Source organism: Virgibacillus salexigens (assembly GCF_014905415.1).
In the GTDB taxonomy this organism is placed as follows: Bacteria; Bacillota; Bacilli; order Bacillales; family Amphibacillaceae; genus Virgibacillus; species Virgibacillus salexigens.
Window position 1 is genome coordinate 1,154,372 of the sequence record NZ_BNEO01000002.1, and the last position, 12,879, is coordinate 1,167,250.

Sequence of the window (12,879 nt, forward strand, 5' to 3'; positions counted from 1 at the left end):
TTATGGAAGAACGATTCTTTGAAACTTTTATACACTGTTACTTTATCGCATTTGGTGTAATTATCGGTGGAGCAATTATTGGCAGTATTGGGGCATTTGTGACTGGAGATCCTCCCTTAACAGAAATAGGACGAATAGCAGATCGATTACGGATTTGGGCAATTGTTGCTGCTATTGGTGGTACATTTGATGCGATAGCTAACTTTGAAAAAGGAATTCTAGATGGTTCTACAATGGATTTATTTAAACAAGCTATGTTTATTCTTTCCGCTATGGGCGGGGTTAAGACGGCAATTCTTCTTTTAAACTGGTTAATTCAGGAGGAAATATCGTAATGCATATACCTCCCTACCATAAAAAAGTAACTTGGCAACGTTTTTTCGTTGGTGTGATGGTTGGTGGAGTTGTAGCTTATTGCACTCTGCTTTATATGTATGGATCCATGTATGAATCTCTAATTGCACAAAATAATGCGTTTCGTAGTGAAATAACAGAACTACGGAATCAAAATGATTCATTATTGGAAGATAATGATGACTTAAGTGAAAGACCTTCCGAAGAAGTAACTGTAGAGTCAATAAACTTAACTATCGAAAATATGGAAGAGTTACGGCTCGACCGACTTATAGCTGACAAGCTGAAAGAATTAGTACAACAAGAATTAAAACACGTGGTGGGGAAAGATCTGTCCATTATAGGAGAAAGTGATCAATTACTAGAATCAACTGTCGAAAATAAGTCATTTGAGGTAGAAGAGTTTACATATACGCTTACTATTACTAAATTGATCATTTCTAAAAATATTAAAATTACAGCCAAAGCCGAGCGGACTACATAATGTGAACGTTTCATGAAATATCCGAAAATTCATGGCATTTTCTTACAAATCCAGTTATGATAAAGATAACAAGAGAGTCATTTTCCCGTTTACTTTCATATAATGCTTCAGATGAAAGGAGTGGATTTTCATGTTGGTAATGGATCATCGTGAAATGCGAGATGAAAAAATAGCTCGCTTAAAACAAGGGAACTCCGCTTACGCAGAGTCACGAGAACTTATTCGTTTAGTAAAACGTGGCATTGAAAAAGAACACCTAGATGTATTTTTAGATGAAGCATCTTCAGGATGCTGGTTCATTCCAAATAGCAGTACAAAAAGTAGCTAATCTAAATAACACGCCGTTTCCCATGGCGTGTTATTTTTTCGTTACATTTTTTGTTGATATTGTTCGCATATTTGTTCTAAATCTGCTATAACGTCTTCTGTCTCTTTCCAAGTTGATACAGAGGCTCCCGATGCCATAGGATGACCTCCACCATTATATTTAGCAGCCAAATCATTAATTACGGGGCCTTTAGACCGCAAACGAACTCGAATTGTATCATCTTCTTCGATAAAGGTTACCCATGCTAAAATCCCGTCTATATCGCCTAGCACTCCCACAAGTTGGCTGGTCTCGCTCGGTTGTACTTCAAATCGATTTAGAATAGCTTTCGTTAATTTTATAGCAGACATACCGTTATCAGATAAGCTGAACTGTTCTAAGATATAACCCTTTAAGCGAGCAATATTATCTTTCATCCGATACATACCGTCGTACAAAGCAGTTCGATCAAATGAGAATGTAACTAATTCAGCTGCAATCTTTAAGGTTTGTTTGGTCGTACTAGGGAATAAAAATCTTCCAGTGTCCCCAACAATACCAGCATAAAGTAATCGAGCAGCTTTATCATTACACTTCAACCCATATTGCTTTGTTTGTAAATAAAACTCATAAATCATTTCACTGGTAGAACTAGCAGTTGTGTCTACCCATTGAATATCGCCATATTCATCCACATTTGGATGGTGGTCAATTTTTATCCATTTAGCTGCATATTGAAATCGTTCATCGGATATACGTGCTGTGTTAGCTGTATCACAAACAATTACAAGCGCATCTTTATATTGTTCATCTTTAATAACATCCATTTTTGCTAGGAAAGTTAGCGTTGGTTCTTCCTCTCCAACCGCAAAGACCTGTTTATCGGGGAAGGAATATTGAATGATTTCTTTTAAACCCACTTGGGATCCTATGGCATCTGGATCTGGCCTTACGTGCCGATGAATGATAATTGTATGATACTGTTTAATTACATCAATAATGTCCTGCAATACTATCACCTTTTCTTGTCAATTCTGAAGTCGATATGGCTTATTCACTAAAAAAACGGTACAATGAGTGATGGAAATGGTAAATTAAACTAGGAGCGATAACATGATTATTTTTTCAATACTTATAGTTCTCTCTTTAGTACTTTATGTATACTACAAAGTAGCAATCGTAAAAAGCAATGACGGATTAACCCAAGCTTATTTTAATGGGAAATCACGTATTTGCTTAGGAACATTGGTAGTATCTTTTACAATTAATCAGTATATTCTGTATCAAACCAGAATCGCTTTGTTTATAGGGATTATCCTGATTATTGTTGGAATACCTCAGATCTATCGCGGCATCAAAGAAGTAAAGCATTACCGCAGAGAATGGAAAAGATTAAACCCCTCCTAAATAGCAGCTGACTATCTTTGGTAGTCAGCTTTCTTTAATCGGTTAACGATTAATTAATTGTGCCATTAGCAAGCCCTTTCCTACTAATTTTTGCTCATCGTATACTTCAACATCAATCTTCGCATATACTCTACCAATTTCTAATAATTTTGGTTGTATGTGTAATGTACTATCAATCTGTACCGGTTTAATAAAATAAACGGTTAGATTCTCGGCTACTAGATCCCCTTTTTTATATTGAAGCAACATTCTTCTGCTTGCTTCTGTTATTAAAGCAGTAAATACTCCATTCGATAACGTCCCTAATTGATTGGTCATTTGTGGAGCAACTGTTGTCAAATATACGTCTTTTTTATGCTCGTCCTCGATGATACTTCTAGAAACAATATCATCAATTGTCTCGCCAATTTGAGGTTGTCTTTGTATTTGTTGCAATGCCTTCAGTACATCTTGACGCGATATAATCCCTTTCAAATGATTTGTTTCATCTGCTACTGGCATTACTTCTATGCCTTCCCAAACCATCATGTGCGCGACAGAAGCTAATGATGTTTTAGCTTGAACAATTTTCGGGTTTCTACTCATGACCTTATCAATTATTGTCTGTTCATCGACACCAATAACATCCTTGGATGTAACCATACCGATTACACGTTTTTTATTATCTACCACAGGAAAACGTGTATGGGTAGAATTATTATTTAGTCGATACCAATCTTGAACGGTATCTTTACTGTGTAAATAAAAGGAACTATCAAATGGAGTAAATATATCACCAACTACTACAATTTCTTTCTTAATTAGTTGATCGTAAATCGCACGATTAATCATTGCAGCAACGGTAAACGTATCATAGCTTGTGGATATAATCGGTAACTGTCTTTCATCAGCTAAACGCTTAATATAATCCTCCGTATCAAATCCGCCTGTAATTAATACAGCTGCTCCTTCTTTAATAGCCAGTTCATGTGCTTTAATACGATTTCCAACAATTAATAATGAATCGGCTTCTGTATAACGCATCATTGCATCAAGCTGCATAGCTCCAATGACAAATTTATTTAATGTCTTATGCAATCCTTTTCTGCCGCCTAAAACTTGACCTTCTACAATATTAATCACTTCTGCAAATGTGAGGCGTTCAAAGTTTTCTTTCTTTTTTCGTTCAATTCGAATCGTACCTACACGTTCAATTGTACTAACTAATCCTTGATTCTCCGCATCTTTAATTGCACGATAGGCTGTTCCATCACTGACATGTAGTTCCTTCGCTATTTGTCTTACAGAAATCTTATGACCTATATCCAATGATATAATATGCTGAATGATTTGCTCATGCTTACTTGCCATTAACCCGCACACCATCTTTCAACTGTACTAATGAATTATTTACCATTTATTATACAGTTGAAAACAATGAAACTCAATGATTATAGGTTTGCCGTTGTCTTTCTTCCTGCTGTTCCATAATTGGTGGTCTTATCATTTGTAATAATGAAGCAACATTTGCGCCAACTACGAATAGAAAGAAACCGATCCAGGCTGCCCAGAAAATTTGTTCCATTACGGTTGAGGCATATGGAATAGATGGCCAGGCAACATATAACAAAAATCCTGCCAGCAACAGTCTTAAGATCGTATAATGTCCTCGCATACTCATCCCCTCCTTCATACTTAATCTATGAAAAAAAACATACCTTAAGAACCTAGAACTAGGACAACCTGATAATCATAGGTCAGAGCTCAATTGAATGGTATATGATAGAAGTTAGAATACCATAAAATCAACGAATCACCGTAAAAGTATGTAATTAAACTAGCAGCAATAATGTAAGGAGCAAACGGTATTGGTTGATTTCGTCTACCTAATTTTAGAGCGATAAGAAAGATACCAATGATTGCCCCGATCACACAGGATAAAAAGAAGCAGAAGCATAGTTTTTTAAAACCTAACACAATACCAATAAGTCCAAATAATTTCATATCACCTCCTCCCATTCCTCCTTTACTAACAATAATGATAGACATCGGGATAAGGATTCCGGCAACACCCCCAGTAATCGTATCCCACCAAGGAGTAAGTGGATCGATAATTCGAAAAACCACAAAAATAGGAAGAAAGAATAATAGAACTTTATTTGGAATAATCATATACGTTATATCTGATACTAGTACAATAACAAACATGGACACCAGAGCTAAAGCTAAAAATAATTCAAATTGGATACCAATAATAATGTAGCAATAAACAAATAACATACCTGTTATTATTTCCATAATTGGGTATAAGCTAGAAATTCGGACGCCACAATATCTGCATTTTCCTTTTAGTAAGGTAAACGATAAAATGGGGATAATATCTTTCCATTGAAGGGTTTTTAAACAATAAGGACATTCGGAGCGGCTTGTAGTAAATGATAACTGCTGTGGAGAACGTAATCCAACGACATTCAAAAATGAACCAACGACTGTTCCAATAAGAAAGACAAACCATATAATATAGTTATCCAGTTAACTCCCTCCTATTATAAAAGTGCATTTAGTAAGATATACCTATATAATATATCAAGCTGGAGGAAATGGCTAGATAAAATAATAGACTTTCTTGAATTTTAGAATAATTAAATTTAAGCTAACAGGTTTCCTTTCCTTTCATAATTAACTATTTCCCACGGTTTACGAGAATTTCGTCTATTTAAATAAGAAACTCTCCTTTCACCCACGCTAATGAAGGAGAGTTTCTTTATCAAATACAAACGATATATAGGTCGTTACACTTGCATGGGTTCACCGATGGCCATTACTTGTCCTTTACCAGGATTAACTTGCTTGGCAAACGCTTCGCCGTCCTGTTCAATTAATGGGAACGTATTATAATGTATCGGAACAACAACCTTTGCGTTAATCCATTTCGAAGCGATGAGAGCATCTTCTGGCCCCATTGTGAAATTATCACCAATCGGTACAAAAGCAATATCAATGTCATTCATTTCCCCTATTAACTTAAGGTCAGAGAATAATCCTGTGTCTCCAACATGATAAATCGTTTTTCCTTCCACAGTAAGTAAAATTCCTGCTGGCATACCAGTATAAATAGAGGAACCATTTTCTTCTGTATACGCGGATCCATGAAAAGCTTGTGTTAATTTAACCGTTCCAAAATCAAATTGATGTTTCCCGCCAATGTGCATAGGATGTGCATTTAATCCTCTACCACTCATATAATCTGCTAGTTCGTTAGGCGCTACAATTAAAGCGTTCGTTCGCTTGGCAATATCAATCGTATCTCCTACATGGTCATTATGACCGTGTGTAAGAAGGATAACATCCGGTTCAACCGTCTGCGCATCTAAATCGCAAGCTTCATTCCCTGAGATGAATGGATCAATAAGAATTTGATGGGAGTCCGTTTCTATCATTACTACTGCATGTCCATGATAAGATAATTTCACGATTATCCTCTCCTTTTAAATTTATTTCCTATTATAACAAATTAGCTTTACTTTTGAATGTACCCATTTCTATTTTTAATTAACCTTCTCTTACAAATGCAACCTTCATGGTCATTAAAATGATTGAATACAAACTCTCCATTTTATTTCTATACCCGAAATTTGTTATAATAAAAAACATTACATGGTAAAAGAGGGTGTTAGAATGGCAGAAAGAGTTGAAGCATTATTAAAAAACATGAAAAGTAATAACATTGATAGCATGTTTGTTACATCACAAGCAAATGTATATTATATGACAAATTATTATACCGATCCACACGAAAGATTAGTAGCAGTGTATATCAGCAATAATTTCGACCCCGTATTAATTATCCCAGCGATGGAAGAGGAAGATGCAAAAGCAGCAGGCTGGCAATACGAACTAATTACGTATCAAGATCATGAAAATCCCTGGGAAAAATTCTATCAAACACTGCATCACAATAAGAAACTTCCCCAGACAATCGGGGTTGAAAATAGCCATTTAACGTTGGATCGATATCAAACATTACAAAAATTCTTTTCCAATACTACTGTTATAGACGGAGAGGAATTACTAGCCAACTTACGCGTTATCAAGAGTAAGCAAGAATATGAACGGTTGAAAACCGCTGCAGACCTTGCTGATTTCGGGATCAAAACAGGTATTCAATCAATTAGAGAAGGTGTAACTGAATTAGAAGTAATTGCTAATATCGAATATGAATTGAAAAAACAAGGCATTCAAGAAATGTCCTTCTCAACCATGACTTTATCAGGAGCAAAAACAGCTTCTCCACATGGAACTCCCTCCATGAAGAAAATTAATTCTGGAGATATAGTTCTGTTTGACCTAGGTGTCGTTTATGAAGGGTACTGTTCTGATATTTCAAGAACCGTTGCATTCAAATCCTTAACAGAGGAACAAAAAACCATATATAATACAGTACTACAAGCAGAACAAAAAGCAATTGACGCCTCAAAAATCGGGGTAGCTACAGGACAGTTAGATCAAATTGCAAGAAATCATATCGCTGATGCAGGATATGGTGACTATTTCACGCATCGAATTGGTCATGGCTTAGGAATTGAAACACATGAATACCCTTCAATGCATGGTAATAATGATCTCCCTTTAAAAGCTGGCATGTGTTATACGATTGAACCAGGAATTTATGTTCCAGGAGTGGCTGGTGTTCGAATTGAAGATATGATTTATTTGACCGAGCAAGGACCAGAAGTATTAACTAAATCACCAAAAGACTTACAAATTATAGACTAAGCAAAAGCTATCGAGGTTTTCACTCGATAGCTTTTTAATAGGATTAAAGATTAAGCAATGTATGCGGGTCAGCAAATTCTAATCCGTGAGATACAGCTACTGCTTCATAAGTAACATACCCATTTAATGTATTAATTCCTTTTAATAATGCTTCATTGGCTTTGCACGCACCCTGATATCCTTTATTGGCTAATTGCATGGCATAGGGAACGGTAACATTTGTTAAACCAATGGTTGAAGTTCGTGGTACTGCCCCAGGCATATTAGCAACTGAATAATGTAAAACCTCATGCTTCGTATAGGTCGGATGATCATGCGTCGTAACATGATCACTTGTTTCAAATATGCCGCCTTGGTCAATAGCTACATCTACAATCACAGATCCAGGTGACATTGCTTTTACCATCTCTTCACTAACTAATTTTGGTGCTTTAGCGCCTGGAATGAGTACTGCACCTATAACTAAATCAGATTCAGCTAATGCTAAACGGATATTCAAAGGATTTGACATCATTGTATTAATCGATGATCCAAATATGTCGTCGAGCTGACGAAGGCGTTCCGGGTTCAAGTCAATAATTGTAACATCTGCACCTAGCCCTACCGCAATTTTTGCCGCATTTGTTCCTACTACTCCACCACCAATAACGGTTACTTTCCCACGTTTCACACCAGGAATACCACTTAAAAGAATACCTTTACCGCCTTTGGTTTTTTCAAGAAATTGCGCACCAATTTGCGAAGCCATTCTTCCAGCAACTTCACTCATAGGAGTTAATAACGGTAGAGAGTGATTTGGCAATTGTACCGTTTCATAGGCAATCCCGGTTACCTTATTATTTATTAACGCCTTCGTAAGACTTTGCTCCGCAGCTAGGTGTAAATAAGTAAACAAAATAAGCCCTTCATAGAAATAATCATATTCTTCTGGTAAGGGTTCTTTGACTTTCATAACCATTTCTTGTTGCCAGGCTTCTTTTGCTGTAGCAACAATAATTGCACCAGCATCCTGATACTGATTATCTGTAAAACCAGATCCGATGCCTGCTCCTGTTTCAATATAAATTTCATGTCCAGCATTTTTTAATGTCAATACACCAGACGGGGCCATAGCTACCCTGTTTTCATTGTTTTTAATTTCTTTCGGAACACCAATTCTCATACTATTTACCTCCAATTCATATTATCAGTTAATTGCTAATTATCTAATTATGTATAATTTACAGTACCAAATATTTTATAAAAGGAAAAGAGAAGGGGGGAAATAACCCACCTCATCAACAACAAGGCGGGTTATTTCAACTACTAATTCTTACGGTTATTAAACGTATAAATCCCCTTATTGTTATGCCTTTGTTCAATTACACCGCTTTGGTAACTTTCATTCAGTTGGTTTTGGACAGCTGCTACACCTTTTTCGTCTTCAAAGATGTTCTGTGGCTGATTATCACGCTTTTCCTTTGACAAGCTGATCACCCCCATTAATAGTGTGTCCGTAACTTTGTAAGATTTACTCAAATTATTTTAGCAAAAATGGAAAATCCTGATTGTATCTGGTTATTTTCGGGTATATAACTAATAAGAAAGGAGAGATAATTGTGGAATATAAAAATATTGTTGTAGCAGTTGATGGGTCAGAGGCTTCTGAAAAGGCTTTTGTTAAATCCCTTGATATTGCAAAACGAAATCATGCTCGGCTTATTCTTGCACATGTTGTAGACTCTAGGACGTTTGCAACAGCGGAAGCATATGATCGATCCTTAGCTGACAGAGCCGATGAATATGCAAAAGAGTTACTTGATAGCTATGTGGAGAATGCCAAATCAGCTGGCGTCAATGATTTAATTCGATGTATCGAATATGGTTCTCCAAAGGTTAAAATTGCGAAGGATATAGCCAATGATTTTCATGCAGACTTGATAATCTGTGGTGCAACAGGAATGAATGCTGTGGAACGCTTTTTGATCGGAAGTGTCTCTGAGAATATTACAAGATATGCCTCTTGTGATGTATTGGTAGTACGATAACCTCTAATGGTCAAATTTCAGTTGTTTTCCTGTTAAAACAACTGCTATGCGCCTATCACATAATGACTGACAATTTTTTTAAGACTCGGGATGATTAAATAATTCATGGTATGTCTCATTGTTTCAACGGAGCCAGGCAGCATAAAAATGGCTGTTTGATGTTTGACACCTGCTACTGGCTTCATATGAACATACGGTTCTAACAATTGCATGTCTTGAAATAAATTACCGTATCCAACAATTGGATAATCAAAAAACTCCTCAATAAAATGGGAATTCATCAATCTATCTGAACATTGATACCCGTCGTTAAGGATGATGATATCTATAACAGGGTTTATTGAACTACGCTTTAATGCGGAATGGATGGATGTTTGATCTTCTTCGATAATATCGCGAATTATGTTTGTATATCCATTCTCTTTTAAGCAAGATTGGATTATCCCACCATTCATATCTGTTTCTAATGTGTGCGTGTTACTAATTGTGATAATCATGAAATTTACTGGCAGCTGGTCTTCTTCCATTTTATCTATACCTCCCATCCATTTCTAAAACATTCTATATTTAAAAAAAGGTTTTGCTATGGATAAACCATACCAAAACCTTATTATTAACCAATTTGTGAAAATCGAATCGTGTCTCTTGCAATAACAACTTCTTCATTTGTTGGAATGACAATAACTTTCACAGGAGAGTGTGGGTAATTAATAAATTGTTCTTTTCCACGCACTTTATTCAATGCAGGATCCCAATAAACCCCCATAAACTCTAATCCATGTAATACTCTCTCTCTTATCGTATCACTATTCTCACCAACACCAGCAGTAAAGATAATAGCATCTACCCCAGACATTTTAGTAGCATAAGACCCTAGATATTTATGAATTCTCCCAGCGAAAACCTCTAGCGCCAATTCAGCACGTTCATTTTCATCTGCAGCTTGCTCAATATCACGTAAATCACTCGAGAATCCAGACAATGCTAACATACCACTTTCTTTATTCAGTACATGAACCACTTCTTCAGCCGTTTTTCCGGTTTTTTCCATAATATAAGGAATTAGCGCAGGATCAATATTACCTGATCGTGTCCCCATTGTAACACCTGCTAATGGTGTAAAGCCCATTGATGTATCAATTGATTTGCCGCCTTGGATTGCTGCAATACTTGCTCCATTACCTAAATGACAAGAAATCAATCGTAAGTTCTCTAAAGGCACACCCATTAAATCTGCAGCCCTTTGTGACACGTATTTATGAGAAGTCCCGTGAAAACCATATTTACGAATGCCATACTCCTTATAATACTCGTAAGGGAGACTATATAGATAAGATGATTCAGGCATCGTTTGATGAAAAGCTGTGTCAAAGACTGCAACCATTGGTACATTAGGTAAAATCTCTCTAAATGCATGGATACCTGTAAGATTGGCTGGATTATGCAATGGTGCCAACTCAGATACTTGTTCAATTGTCTTTATCACATCATCAGTGATTAAAACGGAATCACTGAAATGCTCTCCTCCATGAACCACACGGTGCCCTACAGCATCTACTTCGTCAAGGGAAGCAATGACACCAGATTCTTTTAAACCTTCTAATAATTTCTTCACAGCTACTTCATGGTTTGGAATATCCCCAACGAATTTATCTTTCTCACCTTGAACATCCATCGTAAAAACAGCCTCATTAAGGCCAATTCGTTCCACTAGCCCTTTTGCTAAAACATGTTCTTCTGGCATTTGTATTAATTGGAATTTCAAAGATGAACTACCGGCATTAATTGCCAATACATTACTCATTGCTGCTCAACTCCTTCTTATACGTTTGGAACCAATTATTTATCTGTCCTAATATATCCCCCATTGCATTCGTATTCGTAAAAGATGGCATCTTTACCAATAACGGTTGTTTTGGAGAATGGGTATGATGACCTTTTTTCTGTAGAATGAGTATACTTTTTTGATGCTTCTCTGATTTAAAGGCAGTATCTGGCAGTCTTAAAACACCAACCATATGTGCATGCTCATGGATAAATTGTTGTAATTGATCGGATTGATCACTATCGAATAAAAACTCTGGAACAACAAATAGAAGATATCCACCAGCAATTGTATAATTCAAACTTTGTTCAATAAATAAATGATGTGCATAGGAATGGCCTTCATTTGCTTTTAACTTAAATTCATTTGCTCGTAAATCATCCGGGTAATAACCAACAGGTAAGTCTGCAACCACCAAATCAACTGGATCCAATAAGAATGGACGTAAACTATCCTGATGAAAGAATTCAATATTAATTTTTTGTAAATTTGCATTCCATACTGCCAATTGGATTAAGGTTGAATCTACCTCGCTAGCAAAGGCCTCTTTTTCTTGGACTAGTTGATTTAAAACGGCAGTAATTAGATTTCCTGTCCCACCTGCTGGATCAAAAACACGAACAGGGTCCGTTTTGTCACTCAGTAATTTTCCCGCTAAATAACCAATCATTAATGAAACCGTTTCAGGTGTCATTAAATGCTGTTGCTGGGTAGAACCAGTCATTCCTTTTATAATAGCAAGTTGGTTGGCCTTTCTTTTTTCTTCTGATGAGTACGCATCAATGGTTAATTCATCTAATGCTTGTTTTAACTTCGTAGATAAACTTTCATCTATGTCAACTGGTACTTCTTGCGAAAATACGATTTCCATTGTATAACTTAAGCTTTCCAGATAAGGCTCATTAACATGATGTTGAATAAGTTCAGTTGTTTGATCCAACCACTCGTATAGTGTTTCTACATTCGTCTTCTCCATAATAGATTCCTCCATTCGGCCCCTTTAAAAGGTTGGTCAAAAAGTATTCTATTCATAAGTAATAGTTTACGTAAGAATTCTCTTTGAGCACACTTACATAAAGAGCGTTTCTATTGTACCAAATGAATAAGGTCTATGTACAAAGTAATGCAAATATATGTGAACAGGCGATGACAGTAAAAATCCCTCTCAACTTTATGAGAGAGATTCCGCTCATGTTATTCTGCTTGTCCAGCAGCTTCCAGTGCAGCATCATAATCTGGATGGTTACTTACTTCACTGACATACTCAACATAAGTAACCTTATTGTTCGAATCAACGACAAAAATAGATCGTGCCAATAGGCGAAGTTCCTCTATCAATACACCATAATTCTTGCCAAAGTTGGCATCCCGATGATCGGATAATGTATCAAGTTTATTAATATCATGCTTATTTACCCAGCGCTTTTGGGCAAAAGGTAAATCCATGCTCACCGTTAAAACTTTTACATTTCCAATTTTGTCGGCTTCTTCATTAAACCGTTTTGTTTGATCAGCACATACACCTGTATCAATGGAAGGAACAACACTTATTAACTTTACCTTGCCTTGATAATCATCTAAGGTAACTTCTTCTAAATCATTTGAAAGTACTTTGAAAGCAGGTGCTTCGTCTCCTACTTTCACTTCATTACCTACAAGCGTAACAGGATCATGTTGGAATGTAACATTTGCCATATGAATCATTCCTCCTAAAATAATT

The 12,879-nt window shown here is 36.2% G+C and carries 17 protein-coding genes; 6 read left to right on the forward strand and 11 right to left on the reverse strand.

Annotated features, from left to right (window positions below; genetic code table 11):
• Positions 1-2 precede the first annotated feature (2 nt).
• From ytrH to JKP73_RS13785, 3 genes are all read left to right on the forward strand, one after another.
• The gene (ytrH, locus tag JKP73_RS13775; protein ID WP_021290869.1) at positions 3-335 is read left to right on the forward strand and encodes a sporulation membrane protein YtrH; all 333 of its coding nucleotides are present in this window, start codon (positions 3-5) and stop codon (positions 333-335) included.
• Positions 335-838, forward strand: coding sequence for a sporulation membrane protein YtrI (gene ytrI, locus JKP73_RS13780; protein WP_021290868.1), 504 nt, complete (start codon positions 335-337; stop codon positions 836-838). Before ytrH ends, ytrI begins: the two co-directional genes overlap by 1 nt.
• Before the next feature lie 130 nt (positions 839-968).
• Positions 969-1,166: a YtzJ family protein gene (locus JKP73_RS13785; protein ID WP_021290867.1), complete on the forward strand. Its 198-nt coding sequence runs from the start codon at positions 969-971 to the stop codon at positions 1,164-1,166.
• Between the two features lie 41 nt (positions 1,167-1,207).
• Here the strand turns inward: JKP73_RS13785 and JKP73_RS13790 are convergent, their stop codons facing one another.
• Complete coding sequence (locus tag JKP73_RS13790; RefSeq protein ID WP_038245057.1) at positions 1,208-2,161, reverse strand: DHH family phosphoesterase; 954 nt, start codon at positions 2,159-2,161, stop codon at positions 1,208-1,210.
• A gap of 97 nt (positions 2,162-2,258) precedes the next feature.
• Between JKP73_RS13790 and JKP73_RS13795 the strand changes: the two genes are divergently transcribed.
• On the forward strand, positions 2,259-2,552 hold the full coding sequence (locus tag JKP73_RS13795; RefSeq protein ID WP_200411418.1) for a YtpI family protein: 294 nt from the start codon (positions 2,259-2,261) through the stop codon (positions 2,550-2,552).
• A gap of 42 nt (positions 2,553-2,594) precedes the next feature.
• Here the strand turns inward: JKP73_RS13795 and JKP73_RS13800 are convergent, their stop codons facing one another.
• The 4 genes from JKP73_RS13800 to JKP73_RS13815 all read right to left on the reverse strand — a co-directional run bounded on the left by JKP73_RS13800 (position 2,595) and on the right by JKP73_RS13815 (position 6,004).
• Complete coding sequence (locus JKP73_RS13800; protein WP_021290864.1) at positions 2,595-3,902, reverse strand: DRTGG domain-containing protein; 1,308 nt, start codon at positions 3,900-3,902, stop codon at positions 2,595-2,597.
• Between the two features lie 73 nt (positions 3,903-3,975).
• Positions 3,976-4,206 carry a hypothetical protein gene (locus tag JKP73_RS13805; protein WP_200411419.1) on the reverse strand — a complete coding sequence of 77 codons (231 nt, stop codon included), beginning with the start codon at positions 4,204-4,206 and terminating at the stop codon, positions 3,976-3,978.
• Positions 4,207-4,295: 89 nt separating this feature from the next.
• Positions 4,296-5,063, reverse strand: a complete 768-nt coding sequence (locus JKP73_RS13810) for a prepilin peptidase (RefSeq protein WP_031335457.1) — start codon at positions 5,061-5,063, stop codon at positions 4,296-4,298.
• Positions 5,064-5,323: 260 nt separating this feature from the next.
• Positions 5,324-6,004 carry a metal-dependent hydrolase gene (locus JKP73_RS13815; protein WP_021290861.1) on the reverse strand — a complete coding sequence of 227 codons (681 nt, stop codon included), beginning with the start codon at positions 6,002-6,004 and terminating at the stop codon, positions 5,324-5,326.
• Positions 6,005-6,209: 205 nt separating this feature from the next.
• Between JKP73_RS13815 and JKP73_RS13820 the strand changes: the two genes are divergently transcribed.
• Entirely contained in the window at positions 6,210-7,307 is a 1,098-nt protein-coding gene (locus tag JKP73_RS13820; protein ID WP_200411420.1) for a M24 family metallopeptidase, read from the forward strand.
• Between the two features lie 43 nt (positions 7,308-7,350).
• Here JKP73_RS13820 and ald read toward each other — a convergent pair whose 3' ends face one another.
• A complete protein-coding gene (gene ald, locus JKP73_RS13825) occupies positions 7,351-8,469 on the reverse strand; it encodes an alanine dehydrogenase (RefSeq protein ID WP_200411421.1) in 1,119 nt (372 codons plus the stop codon).
• Between the two features lie 143 nt (positions 8,470-8,612).
• Positions 8,613-8,774: a hypothetical protein gene (locus tag JKP73_RS13830; protein WP_021290858.1), complete on the reverse strand. Its 162-nt coding sequence runs from the start codon at positions 8,772-8,774 to the stop codon at positions 8,613-8,615.
• Positions 8,775-8,899: 125 nt separating this feature from the next.
• Here JKP73_RS13830 and JKP73_RS13835 point away from each other — a divergent pair, with 125 nt between their 5' ends.
• Positions 8,900-9,334 carry a universal stress protein gene (locus tag JKP73_RS13835; protein WP_041203170.1) on the forward strand — a complete coding sequence of 145 codons (435 nt, stop codon included), beginning with the start codon at positions 8,900-8,902 and terminating at the stop codon, positions 9,332-9,334.
• A gap of 44 nt (positions 9,335-9,378) precedes the next feature.
• Here the strand turns inward: JKP73_RS13835 and JKP73_RS13840 are convergent, their stop codons facing one another.
• The 4 genes from JKP73_RS13840 to tpx form a co-directional block, all read right to left on the reverse strand.
• Entirely contained in the window at positions 9,379-9,861 is a 483-nt protein-coding gene (locus tag JKP73_RS13840; protein WP_021290856.1) for a molybdopterin-binding protein, read from the reverse strand.
• Positions 9,862-9,947: 86 nt separating this feature from the next.
• Complete coding sequence (locus JKP73_RS13845; protein WP_021290855.1) at positions 9,948-11,138, reverse strand: acetate kinase; 1,191 nt, start codon at positions 11,136-11,138, stop codon at positions 9,948-9,950.
• A complete protein-coding gene (locus JKP73_RS13850; protein WP_021290854.1) occupies positions 11,131-12,135 on the reverse strand; it encodes a class I SAM-dependent methyltransferase in 1,005 nt (334 codons plus the stop codon). The genes JKP73_RS13845 and JKP73_RS13850 overlap by 8 nt, the downstream gene beginning before the upstream one ends.
• 218 nt (positions 12,136-12,353) lie before the next feature.
• Positions 12,354-12,854, reverse strand: coding sequence for a thiol peroxidase (gene tpx, locus JKP73_RS13855; protein WP_021290853.1), 501 nt, complete (start codon positions 12,852-12,854; stop codon positions 12,354-12,356).
• Between the last annotated feature and the right edge of the window lie 25 nt (positions 12,855-12,879).